At 66.8% G+C, this 15,859-nt stretch carries 14 protein-coding genes; 6 read left to right on the top strand and 8 right to left on the bottom strand.

Annotated elements, in window-relative coordinates; translation table 11 throughout:
• Positions 1-20: 20 nt before the first annotated feature.
• Together Q8S30_RS05365 and Q8S30_RS05360 are read right to left on the bottom strand one after the other, a co-directional pair.
• Positions 21-671, bottom strand: coding sequence for a hypothetical protein (locus Q8S30_RS05365; RefSeq protein WP_305665003.1), 651 nt, complete (start codon positions 669-671; stop codon positions 21-23).
• Positions 672-680: 9 nt separating this feature from the next.
• A complete protein-coding gene (locus Q8S30_RS05360; RefSeq protein WP_305665002.1) occupies positions 681-2,285 on the bottom strand; it encodes a carboxyl transferase domain-containing protein in 1,605 nt (534 codons plus the stop codon).
• 149 nt (positions 2,286-2,434) lie between these two features.
• Between Q8S30_RS05360 and Q8S30_RS05355 the strand changes: the two genes are divergently transcribed.
• Positions 2,435-3,052, top strand: coding sequence for an OmpW family protein (locus Q8S30_RS05355; protein ID WP_305665001.1), 618 nt, complete (start codon positions 2,435-2,437; stop codon positions 3,050-3,052).
• A 68-nt stretch (positions 3,053-3,120) separates the two neighbouring features.
• Here Q8S30_RS05355 and Q8S30_RS05350 read toward each other — a convergent pair whose 3' ends face one another.
• The 3 genes from Q8S30_RS05350 to Q8S30_RS05340 all read right to left on the bottom strand — a co-directional run bounded on the left by Q8S30_RS05350 (position 3,121) and on the right by Q8S30_RS05340 (position 6,469).
• Positions 3,121-4,284 (bottom strand): isovaleryl-CoA dehydrogenase, encoded by a 1,164-nt coding sequence (locus Q8S30_RS05350; protein ID WP_305665000.1) that lies wholly within the window; start codon positions 4,282-4,284, stop codon positions 3,121-3,123.
• Between the two features lie 302 nt (positions 4,285-4,586).
• On the bottom strand, positions 4,587-5,801 hold the full coding sequence (locus tag Q8S30_RS05345) for a DegT/DnrJ/EryC1/StrS aminotransferase family protein (RefSeq protein WP_305664999.1): 1,215 nt from the start codon (positions 5,799-5,801) through the stop codon (positions 4,587-4,589).
• The gene (locus Q8S30_RS05340; RefSeq protein WP_305664998.1) at positions 5,801-6,469 is read right to left on the bottom strand and encodes an HAD-IA family hydrolase; all 669 of its coding nucleotides are present in this window, start codon (positions 6,467-6,469) and stop codon (positions 5,801-5,803) included. Before Q8S30_RS05340 ends, Q8S30_RS05345 begins: the two co-directional genes overlap by 1 nt.
• 116 nt (positions 6,470-6,585) lie before the next feature.
• On the opposite strand from Q8S30_RS05340, the gene glmU reads away from it, so the two are divergent.
• The 5 genes from glmU (at position 6,586) to Q8S30_RS05315 (ending at position 12,168) form a co-directional block, all read left to right on the top strand.
• Complete coding sequence (gene glmU / locus Q8S30_RS05335; RefSeq protein ID WP_305664997.1) at positions 6,586-7,935, top strand: bifunctional UDP-N-acetylglucosamine diphosphorylase/glucosamine-1-phosphate N-acetyltransferase GlmU; 1,350 nt, start codon at positions 6,586-6,588, stop codon at positions 7,933-7,935.
• On the top strand, positions 7,936-9,750 hold the full coding sequence (glmS, locus tag Q8S30_RS05330) for a glutamine--fructose-6-phosphate transaminase (isomerizing) (RefSeq protein ID WP_305664996.1): 1,815 nt from the start codon (positions 7,936-7,938) through the stop codon (positions 9,748-9,750). It begins immediately after the preceding gene.
• Positions 9,747-10,469, top strand: coding sequence for a DNA alkylation repair protein (locus tag Q8S30_RS05325; protein ID WP_305664995.1), 723 nt, complete (start codon positions 9,747-9,749; stop codon positions 10,467-10,469). The genes glmS and Q8S30_RS05325 overlap by 4 nt, the downstream gene beginning before the upstream one ends.
• Before the next feature lie 276 nt (positions 10,470-10,745).
• Entirely contained in the window at positions 10,746-11,747 is a 1,002-nt protein-coding gene (gene moaA / locus Q8S30_RS05320; protein ID WP_305664994.1) for a GTP 3',8-cyclase MoaA, read from the top strand.
• Positions 11,748-11,757: 10 nt separating this feature from the next.
• On the top strand, positions 11,758-12,168 hold the full coding sequence (locus Q8S30_RS05315; protein ID WP_305664993.1) for a DUF1810 domain-containing protein: 411 nt from the start codon (positions 11,758-11,760) through the stop codon (positions 12,166-12,168).
• 3 nt (positions 12,169-12,171) lie between these two features.
• On the opposite strand, the gene Q8S30_RS05310 is transcribed toward Q8S30_RS05315, so the two are convergent.
• From Q8S30_RS05310 to argE, 3 genes are read right to left on the bottom strand one after another with little or no spacing between them, the layout of a single operon-like run.
• Positions 12,172-13,338 carry a M20 aminoacylase family protein gene (locus tag Q8S30_RS05310; RefSeq protein WP_305664992.1) on the bottom strand — a complete coding sequence of 389 codons (1,167 nt, stop codon included), beginning with the start codon at positions 13,336-13,338 and terminating at the stop codon, positions 12,172-12,174.
• Between the two features lie 13 nt (positions 13,339-13,351).
• The gene (locus Q8S30_RS05305) at positions 13,352-14,692 is read right to left on the bottom strand and encodes an NAD(P)/FAD-dependent oxidoreductase (RefSeq protein WP_371135446.1); all 1,341 of its coding nucleotides are present in this window, start codon (positions 14,690-14,692) and stop codon (positions 13,352-13,354) included.
• The gene (gene argE / locus Q8S30_RS05300; RefSeq protein ID WP_305664990.1) at positions 14,692-15,858 is read right to left on the bottom strand and encodes an acetylornithine deacetylase; all 1,167 of its coding nucleotides are present in this window, start codon (positions 15,856-15,858) and stop codon (positions 14,692-14,694) included. The genes Q8S30_RS05305 and argE overlap by 1 nt, the downstream gene beginning before the upstream one ends.
• Position 15,859 lies beyond the last annotated feature (1 nt).

The following is a 15,859-nucleotide window of genomic DNA, read 5'->3' as shown; positions in this document are numbered from 1 at the left end:
TGATCATATGCGCGAGGGCATTATTTTTGTTCATCCTTAAGCGCCTGATGCACGTTTCCCTCAGAAGTTCGGCCATGTCTAATATCCGACTCATATTCGATGATCCTGATTTCCGAGGTGGGAACAACTTCAATCTTGTCGCCGTGCAAAAACATCGAAAATCGCTCCCCGACAAATATAATGACGGCATAGGTACACTCCGAGCCGCAAACTTTAACAGGCTCTCTCGAAGCCACCCGAATGGCTGAATCATAGCCAAAGAATGCAATCGCCAATAGAGTCGACGCGACAAGAATTTCCAGCCTAGCACTTTTAGATAAAAATGTTCCGTATCGCGCCACATCGCTACCGATATAATATACTAGGAAGGACGTAAGAAATACAAAGTTAGGCAAAAATACAATCGTAGCCACGCCGACAATCACCGAAAATCCGATCAGGAACAGAGTGTCAACCCTTCTGAATGAACGCTTAGGGTTCTCAATTTCATCCAAGTCCGTCATCAACGAAATTGCTAAGAAGGCCATGCCCGCCAATGACCACACCGACAGGATGTGGTCCGTATAAGTCAGGTATTTAATTAAGGAAAAATCAAAATACCAATAGTATCCAACATTAAACGCAAGGCCCGCAAATAGAATTAGTGATAGATCCTTAGCAAGCTTCTGCATTTGTGCCCTTTACATCCTGAACAGGCCGAAGCGTGTCGGCTCGATGGGCGCGTTCAGCGCGGCCGAAAGCGACAGCGCCAGAACGTCCCGTGTCTTGCGCGGGTCGATGATGCCGTCATCCCAGAGCCGGGCGGAGGCATAGAGCGGCTGGCTCTGGCGTTCGAACATCTCGGTGGTGGGGCGCTTGAACTCGGCCTCGTCCTCGGCGCTCCACGTGCCCCCTGCCCGCTCGATCCCCTCGCGGCGGACGGTGGCGAGGACGCCCGCCGCCTGCTCGCCGCCCATCACCGAGATGCGGGAGTTGGGCCAGCTCCACAGCAGGCGGGGCGAATAGGCGCGGCCCGCCATGCCATAGTTGCCGGCGCCGAAGCTGCCGCCGACGAGGCAGGTGATCTTCGGCACATTGGTCGTGGCGACGGCGGTGACCATCTTGGCGCCGTGGCGGGCGATGCCTTCGTTTTCGTAGCGGCGGCCGACCATGAAGCCGGTGATGTTCTGCAAAAAGATCAACGGGATGCTGCGCTGGCTGCACAGTTCGACAAAATGCGCGCCCTTCACGGCGGCCTCGGAGAACAGCACGCCATTGTTGGCGATGATGCCGACCGGGATGCCGTTCAGATGGGCGAAGCCGGTGACCAGCGTCTCGCCGAAGCGGGCCTTGAACTCGTCGAAGCGCGAGCCGTCGACGAGGCGGGCGATGACCTCGCGGATGTCATAGGGGGTGCGCAGGTCGGCGGGGACGACGCCGAGGATCTCTTCGGGGTCATAGGCGGGCGGTTCGGGCGATTGCAGCTGAACGGTGGCGGGCTTGCTGCGGTTCAGGTGCAGGACGGCGCGGCGCGCGAGGGCCAGCGCGTGGGTGTCATCCTCGGCCAGATAGTCGGCAACGCCGGAGAGGCGGGTGTGGACATCGCCGCCGCCCAAGTCTTCGGAGGTGACGATCTCGCCCGTCGCCGCCTTCACCAGCGGCGGGCCGGCGAGGAAGATGGTGCCCTGATCCTTGACGATGATGGTGACATCCGACATCGCCGGCACATAGGCACCCCCCGCCGTGCAGCTGCCCATCACCACGGCGATCTGGGCGATGCCCTTGGCGCTCATCCTGGCCTGATTGTAGAAGATGCGGCCGAAATGGTCGCGGTCGGGGAAGACCTCATCCTGGCTGGGCAGGTTGGCGCCGCCCGAATCCACCAGGTAGATGCAGGGGAGATGGTTCTCCTCGGCGATCTCCTGCGCGCGCAGGTGTTTCTTCACCGTCATCGGGTAATAGGTGCCGCCCTTCACGGTGGCATCGTTGGCGACCACCATCACCTCCAGCCCATGCACCCGGCCGATGCCGGCGATCACGCCGGCGGCGGGGGCGGCGCCGTCATAGAGGCCATGTGCGGCGGTGGCGCCGATCTCGAGGAACGGGCTGCCGGGGTCGAGCAGATTCGCCACCCGCTCGCGCGGGGGCATCTTGCCGCGCGAGGTGTGGCGGGCGAGGGCCTTGGCGCCGCCGCCCTCCGCCGCGACACGGGCAACCTCGGCCACCGCCTCGATCATTCCCAGATGCGCGGCGCGGTTGGCGCGGAAGGCGTCGGAGCCTGTCAGGGCACGCGAAAGCAGTTTCATGGGGATTCCTTTAACGTCTTGCGGCGCAGGCCTGCGGCAATGCGTCCCGGCAAGTCCTTGGGGTGACACACGGAAACTTGATCCACATCAAGGCCCGGCTGGCCTGCGAGAGTAACGGTTCGCCTCGTGACCAAATAACGGGTAGGCCCATGAAAAAGAACACTCTCACCCTCGCGCTCGCTGCAACCCTGTCCTTGTCGGCGCTGCCGGCGCTGGCGCAATCCGCCGGGGAATGGACGCTTGGCGTCGGTCTGGGCTATGTCCAGCCCAAGGATGGCAATGGCGATCTGGCCGGCATGGAAGCTGACATCGGCAACAACGTCCAGCCGACGATCACCTTCGAATACTTCATCATGGACAATGTCGGGATCGAGGTTCTGGCCGCGACGCCCTTCGAGCATGATGTGAAGCTTGACGGTCTTGGCAAGGTCGGCTCCGTCCAGCACCTGCCGCCGACCGTCTCGCTGCAGTACCACTTCGCCAATGCCAGCGATGTCACGCCCTTCGTTGGCGTGGGCTTCAACTACACGGTGTTCTTCAAGGAGAAAACCAAGGGTGCGCTGGCCGGTAACCGCCTGCAGCTGGAAGACTCTGCCGGGATCGCGCTGCATGCCGGTCTCGACTACAAGATCAGCGAACGCGGTGCGCTGCGTGCTGACATCCGCTGGATGGACATCGAGAGCAAGGTCAAGCTGAACGGCGATTATATCGGCAAGGCCAAGATCGATCCGGTGGTCATGGGTGTTGCCTACGTTCACAAGTTCTGATCCGGCCCGAAAGCTGGATTTTACGGGGTCCGGGCCAGCAATGGCCCGGACCTTTTGCGCAATTGCGGTCATGCGGTTTTCGCCATCAGCTCGCGCCCGATCAGCATCCGTCGAATCTCGGATGTGCCGGCCCCGATCTCCATCAGCTTGGCATCGCGGAAGAGGCGGCTGACGGTGCTGTCATTCAGGAACCCTGCCCCGCCAAGCGCCTGCACCGCCTGATGCGCCTGCACCATCGCCTGCTCGGAGGCATAGAGCACGCAGGCCGCCGCATCCTGCCGCGTAACCTGGCCCTTGTCGCAGGCCTTTGCCACCTCATAGGTATAGGCGCGGGCGGTGTTCATCGCGGTGTACATGTCGGCGATCTTGGCCTGCATCAGCTGGAACTCGCCAATCGGTTTGCCGAATTGCTGGCGCTCGTGCAGGTAGGGCATCACCTCATCGAGGCAGGCCGCCATGATGCCGGTGCCGATGCCCGACAGCACCACGCGTTCGTAATCGAGGCCGGACATCAGCACGCGCACGCCGCGGCCTTCCTCCCCCAGCACATTCTCGAACGGGATCTCGCAATCCTCGAAGATCAGCTCGCCGGTATTGGACCCGCGCATCCCCAGCTTGTCGAAATGCGGGCTGGTGGAGAAGCCTTTCACGCCGCGTTCCACGATGAAGGCGGTGATGCCCTTGGCGCCCGCCTCGGGGTCGGTCTTGGCATAGACGACCAGCGTATCGGCATCGGGGCCATTGGTGATCCAGTATTTGCTGCCGTTCAGCAGGTAGTGGCCGTTGCGCCGCTCGGCCCGCAGCTTCATGCCGACCACGTCGGAGCCGGCGCCGGTTTCCGACATTGCCAGCGCGCCGACATGGGTGCCGGAAATCAGGCCGGGCAGGTATTTGCGGCGCTGTTCGTCAGAGCCGTTGAGCTTGATCTGGTTGACGCAGAGGTTGGAATGCGCGCCGTAGGACAGGCTGACCGAGGCGCTGGCGCGGGCAATCTCTTCGGTGGCGATGACATGGGCGAGATAGCCCATCCCTGCCCCGCCGAACTCTTCAGGGACCGTGATCCCCAGCAGGCCAAGATCGCCCATCTCGCGCCACAGCTCGGGCGGGAAGGTATTGCCGCGGTCCACCTCGGCGGCCATCGGCTTCACGCGCTCCTGGGCCCACCGGTGGACCATGTCGCGCAGGGCATTCACATCCTCGCCCAGATCGAACGTCATCGACGCCATGAACATCTTTGCACCCCTCCCCGAGCGCGCGCCTTATTGAACGCTTGTTCATTAATGCGCGCGGGGGTGAGTCGCGTCAAGTGGGGTGTTGTTTTCCGGCGCGACAAGGCGGCTTGCCAGTGGCAAGCCGACCGCGACGGTTGCCCGAAGGCGCAAGCCGCAGGGCAAGGTGGGTGCGGCTTGGTCCGAAGGGTGCCAAATTCTGATGGGCTCGCCCCGGTGGGCACGCATGTGCCCGCCAAGGGGGGGCGGGCACATCAGAATTTCGTCGACGGCCGAAATTCTGAAGACAGACCGGAGCGCGAACTTTAGACCGCCCCCGCCTGCCACACCGCGGACACCTCTGCACGCAAAATCCGCGCGATCTGGGCGCAATCCTCCACCGTGAAGGTCAGCGGCAGGCGCATGTCGATCAGCCCGGCCAGCACCGCATCGGTGCGCGGCAGGCTCTGCGCCGGGGCATAGCGCCAGCTGTCATAGCGTGAGGTGAAGGCGACCGGCTCGGCGGCGCCGAACCATTTCAGCTCTACCCCCCGGGCTGCAGCGCGGGCCAGCAGGTCCTGCACCGCATCCGCCCGCCAGCCCGGCAGCAGCAGCTGGAAGGAGGAGCCGACATAGGCCTCATGTTCCGGCCGCGGGATCAGCCGCAGGCCCGGCGTGCCCTGCAACCCCGCCTCCACCGCCACGTAGCGCTCGCGCCAGCGGGCGCGGCGGTCCGCCAGAAGCGGCAATTGCGGGCGCAGGATCGCGGCGCGCAGGTTGTCCATGCGGCCGGAGATGTTGGGTGTATCCCATTTCATCCCCTCGAACGCCTCGGGCGGCGGCGCGGCGGCGTGGCGGGTGTAGAGCATGTAGCTGCCCGACAGCAGCACCGCCCGCGCCATTGCCGCGGCATCGTCCGACACGATCAGCCCACCCTCGCCCGAGTTGATATGCTTGTAGGTCTGCGTCGAATAGCAGCCCATCACCCCGTGCCGGCCCGAGGGCACGCCGCGCCATTCGGCCCCCATCGTGTGGGCGCAATCCTCGACCACCTGCACCCCCGCCGCGTCGCAGATCTGCATCAGCCGGTCCATGTCGCAGACATGGCCGCGCATGTGGGACAGCAGCAAGACGCGGGCGCCGGAGCTGGCGGCCTTGGCGGCGAGGTCGCCCAAGTCGATGGTCAGGTCTTCGGTCACCTCGACAAACACCGGCTCTGCCCCAAGGCTGGCAATCGCCCCCGGCACCGGCGCAAGGGTGAAGCCGTTGGACAGCACCCGGTCCCCCGCCGTCACGCCAATCGCCCGCATCGCGCAGGCCATCGCATAGCCGCCCGAGGCCACCGCGAGGCAGAAGCGCGCGCCGGTGAGGGCGGCGAACTCCTGCTCCAGCAGCGAGGCCTCCGCCTCCTCCCCCGGCACCACGTTGTAGCGGTGCAGGCGGCCATGGCGCAGGGCGGCGACGGCGGCTTCGATGCCCTCGTCGGGGATCGGTTCCTGCTGGGTGAAGTTGCCGGTGAAACGGTCGGTCGGATTGGCCATCACGCTTCTCCCAGCAACCGCGCGGCGAGCGCCGGCAGGTCTTCATACCGATCCAGCAGCGCCTCGGGCGCCAGCCGGGCAATGCCCGCGCCCTCGGGTCCGAAGGTCACCAGCACCGACGGCACGCCCGCGGCGGCGGCGGTCTTGCGGTCGGTTTCGGTGTCGCCGACCAGCAGGCTGCGCGCCACCTGCCCGCCCGCCTGTTCCACCGCCGCCACATAAGGCGCGGGATCGGGCTTGCGCACCGGCAGCGTATCGGCGCCGATCATCGAGGCGAAGAGGTCCCGCACCCCCATCTTCGCCAGCAGCGACTCGGCAAGGCCGGCGGGCTTGTTGGTGCAGATGCCGACCGCGAAACCCTGCGCCCGCAGCGCCTCTACCGCGTCGATGGCGCCGGGATAGGCGTAGGTATGCACCAGGATATCGCGCGCGTAATGCTCCAGAAACATCGGGAAATGCGCGTCGATCATCGCATCATCCACCGCCCCCAGCCGCGAGAGCCCCAGCCGCAGCATCGCCCGCCCGCCATGGAAGGCGGTCAGCGCATCCGTTTTCGCGTCCAGCAGGTCGCCATGCCCCAGCCCGTGGAGGGAGGCATTCGCCGCCGCCACCAGATCGGCCGAGGTATCGGCCAAGGTGCCGTCCAGATCGAAGATCACCGTGCGCATCTGCCGCTCCTCCACCCTCTCGCTGTAACCTGTGGTAAGGACATGTGAAGCCCCGCCCCTTGCGGGGCCACCGTGCTTCGGTAAAACGGGCGCGAGCAGAAGAAAAGGTGCATTCCATGGGCGCAGCCCTCATCATCCTGGCCGCGGGTCAGGGCACACGGATGAATTCCGACCGCCCCAAGGTGTTGCATCCATTGGGCGGCGTGCCGATCCTGTGGCACGCGATGGCCGCCGGGCAGGCGCTGGAGCCTGAGCAGATCGTGATCGTCACCGGCCATGGCGCCGAGGCGGTAGAGGCGGCGGCGCGCGGCTATGACGCCGAGGTCGTGTGCGTGCTGCAGGCGGAGCAGCTTGGCACCGGCCATGCCGTGGCGCAGGCCATGCCGGCGCTGGCGGGCTTTTCCGGCCGGGCGCTGGTGCTGTATGGCGATACGCCCTTCATCAAGGCCGAGACGCTGGAGGCGATGCTCGCCTCCCCCGCCGATCTGGTGGTGCTTGGATTCACCGCCGCCGACCCCGGCCGCTATGGCCGGCTGGTGGCCGAGGGCGACCGGCTGGAGCGGATCGTGGAGTGGAAGGACGCCTCCGAGACCGAACGCGCCATCCCGCTGTGCAACTCTGGCGTGATGTGTGCGGATGCCGACCTGCTGGCCGAACTGGTCGCGGGGCTGAGCAATGACAACGCGGCGGGGGAGTATTACCTGACCGACATCGCCGCCGCCGCCCGCGCCCGCGGGCTCGATGCGCGGATCGTGACCTGCCCCGAGGCCGAGACGCTGGGGATCAACACCCGGGCCGAACTCGCGCAGGCCGAGGCGGCGTTTCAGGCCCGGATGCGGGCCGAGGCGATGGAGAATGGCGTGACGATGCAGGCGCCGGACACGGTGTTCTTCAGCTTCGACACGGTGATCGGGCGCGACACGGTCATCGGCCCCAACGTCTGGTTCGGCCCGCGCGTGACCATCGAATCCGAGGCCGAAATCCGCTCCTTCTGCCATCTCGAAGGCTGCCATGTCAGCCGCGGTGCCACCGTCGGCCCCTTCGCGCGGCTGCGCCCCGGGGCGGAACTGGCCGAAGATGTGCATGTCGGCAATTTCGTCGAGATCAAGAACGCGATCCTCGATGAGGGCGTGAAGGTCGGCCACCTGACCTATCTAGGCGATGCGCATGTCGGCGAGCACAGCAATATCGGCGCCGGGACCGTGACCTGCAATTACGATGGCGTGTCCAAGCACCGCACGAAGATCGGTGCCCATGCCTTCATCGGCTCCGACACGATGCTGGTGGCGCCGGTGACCGTTGGCGCCCATGCGATGACCGCCAGCGGGTCCGTCATCACCGGCAATGTGCCGGACGGCGCCTTGGCCGTGGGCCGGGCCCGGCAGGAAAACAAGCTGGGGCTGGCGGTGCGCCTGTTCGAGAAACTCAAGACCGAGGCCGCTCGGCGCAAGGGAAAGACCAGATAAATGTGTGGAATTGTTGGGGTTCTGGGCGACCATGAGGTTGCGCCGATCATCGTCGAGGCGCTGAAGCGGCTGGAATATCGCGGCTATGACTCGGCCGGCATCGCCACCGTCTATCAGGGCAAGCTGGAGCGGCGGCGGGCCGTGGGCAAGCTGGTGAACCTGTCGGACCTGCTGGTGCATGAGCCGCTGGCAGGCAAGGCCGGCATCGGCCACACCCGTTGGGCGACCCATGGCGCGGCGACGGTCTGCAATGCGCACCCCCACCGGTCGGGCGGCGTGTCGGTCGTGCATAACGGCATCATTGAGAACTTCCGCGACCTGCGCGCCGAACTCGCCGCCGCCGGCCTTGCCGCAGAAACCGAAACCGATACCGAAACCGTGGCGATGCTGACCCGGCTCCACATGGACCGCGGCCTGCCCCCGCGCGAGGCGGCGGTGGCGACGCTTGGCCAGTTGCAGGGGGCCTTTGCCCTCCTGTTCCTGTTCGAGGGCGAGGACAACCTGATGGTCGCCGCCCGCAAGGGCAGCCCGCTGGCGATCGGGCATGGCGATGGCGAGATGTTCGTGGGTTCCGACGCCATCGCGCTGGCCCCGATGACCGACCGCATCACCTATCTGGAAGAGGGCGACCACGCCTTCGTCACCCGCGCCGGGGCGGAGATCTATGACTCGGAAGGCCGCCGCGCCAACCGCGACATGCAGCGCATTGCCCTCGATGCGACGCGGATCGAGAAGGCCGGCTACAAGCATTTCATGGCGAAAGAGATCGCCGAGCAGCCGGTGGTGCTCGGCGATGCCATCCGCCACTACGTCCGCGGCGGCGCGATCAACCTGCCCGAAAGCCTCGACTTCACCAACGTGGACCGGCTGACGCTGGTCGCCTGCGGCACCGCCAACTATGCCTGCATGGTGGCGAAATACTGGTTCGAGACGCTCGCCGGCCTGCCCTGCGACGTCGATATCGCCAGCGAGTTCCGCTACCGCGAGCCGCCGATGTCGCCCACCTCCATCGCCATCTTCGTCAGCCAGTCGGGCGAGACGGCCGACACGCTGGCGGCCCTGCGCTATGTGCGGGACAAGGTGGCGCAGGTGGTGTCGGTGGTGAACGTGCCCACCTCCTCCATCGCGCGGGAAAGCGATGTGGCGCTGCCGATCCTTGCGGGGATCGAGGTCGGCGTCGCCTCGACCAAGGCCTTCACCTGCCAGCTGACGGTGCTGGCACTGCTGGCATTGAAGGCGGCGGCGGACCGGGGCCGGATCGACGCGGGCCAGCTGGCCGCGCATCTGGGTGACCTCGCGCTGCTGCCGGGGCTGCTCAACCAGGCGCTGGCGCGGTCCGATGAGATTGCGGTGCTGGCCGAACGCCTGGCCGAGGCGCAGGACGTACTGTTCCTCGGGCGCGGCGCGATGTTCCCGCTGGCGATGGAAGGCGCGCTGAAGCTCAAGGAAATCAGCTATATCCATGCCGAAGGCTATGCGAGCGGCGAGCTGAAGCATGGCCCCATCGCGCTGATCGACCGGATGGTGCCGGTGGTGGTGATGGCCCCGCATGACCGGCTGTTCGACAAGACCGTGTCGAACATGCAAGAGGTGATGGCCCGGCACGGGCAGGTGCTGCTGATGACCGATGCCCGAGGGGCGGAGGAGGCGGGAATGGGCACATGGCGCACGCTGGTGATGCCGACGGTGGCGGACCTCTTCGCGCCGATCCTCTATGCGGTGCCGGCGCAGCTTCTGGCCTATCACACCGCCGTCGCCAAGGGCACGGATGTGGACCAGCCGCGGAACCTGGCCAAATCGGTGACGGTCGAATGAGCGCCGTGGAGTTTCTGGAAGAGCTGATCGCCGCCGGGGATGCGGAGCGCGCCGAACAGGCCGCCGCCTATCACAAGACGCAGCGCCGCTATCTGGGCGTGCCGGTGCCGGTCATCGACGAGATGGCCAAGCGCTGGCGCGAGGGGCTGGATGTTGAGGCCCGCTGCGCGCTGGCAGACGGGCTCTGGCAGTCGGACATTCACGAAGCGCGGGTTGCAGCCGCCAAGCTGCTGACGCAGGCGCGGATCAAGGAAGATGGCCCGGTCTGGGAGCTCATCGCCTCCTGGGTGCCGGAGTTCGACGGCTGGGCGATTGCCGACCATGTCTGCAACGCGGGCGGCCGGCGGCTGGTCGCGGACCCGTCACGGCTGGACGAGGTCGAGGGCTGGACGGGCGCCAAGTCGATGTGGGCCCGCCGCGCCGCGCTGGTGATCACCCTGCCCTGGACCAAGCAGAACCACCCCTCGCCCGAGGATCTGGCGATCCGCGAGCGGGTGCTGGGATGGGCCGAGGGCTATGCCAAGGACCGCGACTGGTTCATCCAGAAGGCCGTGGCCTGGTGGCTGCGCGACCTGTCCAAGCATGACGCAGAGCGGGTGCGGCTGTGGCTGGCCGAGCATGGCGCGCGGCTGAAGCCCTGGGCCGTGCGCGAGGCGATGAAGCATCTGGGGGATGGGGGGCCGGTCGAGGAGCGCCCCGAGCCCACACCGGAAGGTTAAGCCCCGGCGCGATCAGGCGGCTTGCCAGTGGCAAGCCGACCGCGACGGTTGCCCGGAGGCGCAAGCTGCAGGGCAAGGGGGGGTGGGGCTTGGTCTGAAGGGTGCCAATTCTGATGGGTCCGCCCTGGTGGGCACGTATGTGCCCGCCAAGGGGGGGCGGGCACAGCAGAATTTCGTCATACCGCCGAAATTCTGCAAGGCCACCGTTGCGTAAGGATCCCTGCGCCCCCCCACAGCGCCCTTGCCCAACCGCCCCGCCCCGCCTACCTTTCCCCGATGGAACACCTCATCGACCCCTTCGCCCGGCCCATCAGCTACCTGCGCGTGTCGGTGACGGATCGCTGCGATTTCCGCTGCACCTATTGCATGGCCGAGCATATGCAGTTCCTGCCCAAGAAGGACCTGCTGACGCTGGAAGAACTGGACCGCATGTGCTCCACCTTCATCGGGCTTGGCGTCGAGAAGCTGCGCATCACCGGCGGCGAGCCGCTGGTACGGCGCGACATCCTCACCTTCTTCCGCGCGATGTCCCGCCATCTGGAATCGGGCGCGCTCAAGGAGCTGACGCTGACCACCAATGGCAGCCAGCTCGCGCGCTTCGCCGGCGATCTGGCGGCGGCGGGGGTACGGCGGGTGAATGTCTCGCTGGACACGCTCGACGCCGACAAGTTCGCCGCCATCACCCGCTGGGGCCGGCTGCCGCAGGTGCTGGAGGGGATCCGCGCCGCGACCGCCGTGGGCCTCAAGGTCAAGATCAACGCCGTGGCGCTGAAGGGCTTCAACGAGGAGGAGCTGTTCCGCCTTGTCGACTGGTGCGGCGGCGAGGGGCATGAGCTGACCTTCATCGAGGTCATGCCGATGGGCGAGATGGGCGAGGAGCTGCGGCTGGACCAGTACTGGCCGCTGAAGGACCTGCGCGCCCGGCTGGCCGAACGCTTCACGCTGGTCGATCTGGCCGAACGCAGCGGCGGGCCCGCGCGCTATGTGCGGCTGAAGGAGACCGGGCAGAAGATCGGCTTCATCACGCCGCTGACCCACAACTTCTGCGAAAGCTGCAACCGGGTGCGGCTGACCTGCACCGGGGAGCTGTACATGTGCCTCGGCCAGGAAGACATGGCCGACCTGCGCGCGCCCTTGCGCGCCAGCCCCGACGATGCGGTGCTGGAGGCGGCGATCCGCGCCGCCATCGCCCGCAAGCCCAAGGGCCATGATTTCGACTATTCCCGCCAGCGCGTCGCGGGGCAAATGACCCGCCACATGAGCCATACGGGCGGGTGAGGATGGGCGGGTGAGCCTTCACCGCTTCCACACGGCGCAGGAAGATACCTACGCCACCGCCCTGGCCGAACTGCAGGCCGGGCAGAAGCGCAGCCACTGGATGTGGTTCGTCTTCCCGCAGCTCGCCAGCCTTGGCCGCTCCGGCACCGCGAAGTTCTACGGCATCGCTGATCTGGCCGAGGCGCAGGCCTATCTGGCTGACCCGGTGCTCGGCCCGCGGCTGATCGCCTGCGCAGAAGCGATGCTTCTTCATCCGAACCGCACCGCCGAGACCATCCTCGGCCCCGTCGATGCGATGAAGCTGCGCTCCTCGGCGACGCTGTTCGCGCGGGCCGGGGACAGCGCCGCTCCGTTCGGGCAGATCCTTCAGGCGTTCTACGCCGGCAGTCCCTGCCCGCTGACCGCGGCGGCGCTGGCCTGAGGCTCAGGCGGCCGGCATCCGCGCCTCGGCCATGCCAGCATACCAGCTGGACCCGAACGGGATCGCATCATCATCGAAATTGTATTCGGGGTGATGCACCATCGCCGTATCGCCATTGCCAAGGAAGATATAGGCGCCCGGGCGTTCGTTGAGCATGAAGCTGAAATCCTCGGCCCCCATCAGCGGCGCGGTGTCGGGATCGACCTGTCCCGAGACCTCCTGCGCCACCTTCACCGCATGGCCCGTCGGCTCCACAGCGTTCACCGTCACCGGGTATCCGCGCTGGTAGGTCACCACGGCGCTCGCCCCAAGCGCCGTGGCAGTGCCGCTGGCAATCTCCGACACCCGCCGTTCCACATAATCCTGAACTTTCGGATCCATCGTGCGCACCGTGCCCTTCATCACCACCTGCTGCGGGATGACGTTATGGGCGGTGCTGTCCGTCGCCACCGTGCAGACCGAGACCACCACCTGCTTCAGCGGATCCACCCCGCGCGAGGCGATGGTCTGCAGCGCCACCACGATATGCGCGGCAACCACCGTCGTGTCGATGCAGTCATGCGGTTTTGCGGCATGGCCGCCCTTGCCCGTCACCACGATGTCGAACTGGTCAGCGGCGGCCATGATCGCGCCCTCACGGATGGCGAAGGTGCCGACCGGGATGCCGGGCATGTTGTGCATCCCGTAGACCTCCTGGATGCCGAAGCGATCCAGCATCCCGTCTTGCACCATCTCGCGCCCGCCGCCGCCGCCCTCTTCGGCGGGCTGGAAGATCAGCGCCACGGTGCCGTCGAAGTTGCGGGTCTCGGCCAGATACTTCGCCGCCCCCAGCAGCATCGCGGTATGCCCGTCATGGCCGCAGGCATGCATCTTGCCGGGGGTCTTGGAGGCATAGTCGAGCCCCGTCGCCTCATTGATCGGCAGCGCGTCCATGTCGGCGCGGAGGCCAATCACCCGCCCGGCACTGTCGCTGCGGCCCTTGATGAGGCCGACGACGCCGGTGCGGCCGATCCCCTCCACCACCTCGTCGCAACCGAATTCGCGCAGCAGGTCCGCCACCTTTCCCGCGGTGCGCTGCACGTCGAACATCAGCTCGGGATGCTCATGGAAATCGCGGCGCCAGGCGGTGATTTCCGGCAGCAGTTCGGCGAAGCGGTTCTTGACGGGCATGGGCGTGGTCCTTTCAGAGAGAGGGGCCGATGGTGATGGGCGAGCCATCGGCAAAGCGTGTCAGGCGGAAGCGGCTCAGATCATGGCCCGGCCCCTTGCCCTGCACCAGATCGGCAACGACGCGGCCGACGCCCGGGCCGATGCCGAAGCCATGCCCGCTCATCCCCGTGGCGATGGTCAGGCCGGGAACGGCTGCGGCGTGGTCGATGACCGGCACCACATCGGGCATGGTATCAATCATCCCGGCCCAGGCACAGTCGATCCTGACCGCGCCAAGGCTGGGGAAGGCAGCGGCGAACTTGGCCCGGATCTGCTCCACGATGCGGGCATTCGGGGCCGGGTCCAGCACCCGCAACGCCTCGAACGGGCCGGGGCGGCTGGCGTCCCATTTGCGCGGCGTGGTCCAGGCATCGGGGTAGCCCTTGGGGGCCAGCGGCAAGAAGCGGGTGCCGGAGATATCGGCGCGGATCTGCGGGATGAAGGCGCGCAGGTGGCGGAAGGCGTCGGGGCCGATGAAGAACTCATGGAAGGACCCGGGCGCGAGGGTGTATCGGCCATCGGCGCGGCGACGGAAGGCGAAGCTTTTGTCCGAGGCCGCGCCGGGGAACACCTCGGGCAGCACCTGCGTCGCCGCGACCGTGGAGCGGACGGAGAGTTGCGGCAGATGCACCCCATGCGCCCGGGCAAACAGGCCCGACCACGCGCCCCCCGCCAGAACCACCCGGCCACAGGCGATGCGCCCGGCTTCGGTGACCACGCCCGCGACACGGCCCGCGGCCATGTCGAGCGCGCGCACGGCGCAAGCCTCGCGGATCATCACCCCCGCATCCGCCGCCAGCCTCGCCAGCAGCGGCACCGCGGCCCAAGGCTCCGCCTGCCCGTCCGAGGCCGTCCACAGCGCAGCGGTCCAGCCCGCCGCATTCGGCACCATCGCCTGCATTTCCGCGCGGCTGAGCATCCGCGTATCGATCCCATGCGCCGCCGCATGGGGCAGCCAGCCCTCATACTTCGCGGCCTGCGCCTCGGAACCTGCCAGATACATCACCCCGGCCTGCCGGTAGCCAAGCCCCGGCCCGACCTCGGCGGCCAGATCCTGCCAGATCCGCCGCGCCTCGATCATCATCGGCAGCTCGGCCGGGTCGCGGCCCTGCTGGCGGATCCAGCCCCAGTTGCGGCTGGATTGCTCGCCGGCGATGCGGCCCTTGTCGAGCAGCACCACCTTTTGCCCGGCGCGGGCGAGGAACAGCGCGGTCATCACCCCGATGACCCCGCCGCCGATCACCGCCACATCGCAGGCCGCAGGCAAAGTCGCGGCATGGGTCACGGGGCTGTCCGCCCGGATCGGAAAGGGCATCATTCGGAAAGCTGCCCCACCACGCGCTGCATGAAGGCCCATCCGGCCTCGAATTGCGCGACCTCGATATACTCATCGGCCTTGTGCGCCTGATCGATATCCCCCGGCCCGCAGACCGCCGCCGACCAGCCGTTGCGCTGGAAATGCCCGGCCTCGGTGCCGTAGCTGACGACATGGCTGGCATTGTCGCCCGTCAGCCGCCGCATCAGCGCCTCGGCGGCGCCGCCGGGTTCGGGGACCAGCGGCGGCACGGTGAAGTAGCGGTCGAGCACGATGTCGGCTTCGGGCCGCACCGCCTGCATCTCTGCCCGGACCTCGGCCACCTTCGCCTCCGCCGCCGCCACCCAGTCATCCAGATCCTCACCGGGCACCACGCGGAAATCGAGGCCCATGTGGCAGTCCCCGGCGGTGATGTTATGCGCCGTGCCGCCCGAGATGGTGCCGACATGCACCGTCGTCCACGGCGGCACGAAGGCGGCCCCCACCGGCCCCGGCACCCGCTCACGGTTCTCGGCGTTCTTCTCATTCGCCCAGGAGATCAGCTTCGCCGCCTCCATGATCGCGTTGACGCCGGTATGCATGATCGAGGAATGCACCTCGAAGCCTTTCAGATGCACCTTGAACGCGGTGCCGCCCTTGTGCCCCGTCACCACCTTCATCATCGACGGCTCGCCGACGATCACCGCCTCGGGCGCGGGCAAGGTTGCCGCCATCTCCTCGACCATGCCGCGGCAGCCCTCGCAGCCAAGCTCCTCGTCATAGCTCAGCGCGATCATCAGCGGCCGCTTGATCCCTGCCTTCAGCGCCAGCGGCACCGCCGCCAGCGCCAAAGCGTCAAAGCCCTTCATGTCCACCGCGCCGCGCCCGTAAAGCCGCCCGCCGCGTTCCTCCAGAACCCACGGATCGCTCGACCAGTCCTGCCCATCCACCGGCACCACATCGGTATGGCCCGACAGCACCACCCCGCCCGGCACCTTGGGCCCGATCACCGCATAGAGGCTGGCCTTGCTGCCATCCTCGTTCGGCACCCGCTTGCTCTCGACGCCATGGCTCTGCAGATAGCTTTCGACCCAGTCGATCAGCGGCAGGTTGCTGTCGCGGCTGACCGTCGGGAACGACACCAGCTTTGCGAGAATCTCTCGCGGCGACATATTCAGGGGGGGCATT

It is taken from the genome of Frigidibacter sp., assembly GCF_030695035.1.
Lineage (GTDB): Bacteria > Pseudomonadota > Alphaproteobacteria > Rhodobacterales > Rhodobacteraceae > Frigidibacter.
Note: the sequence above shows the minus strand (reverse complement) of the source record. Positions and strands in the feature narration are given on the sequence as shown.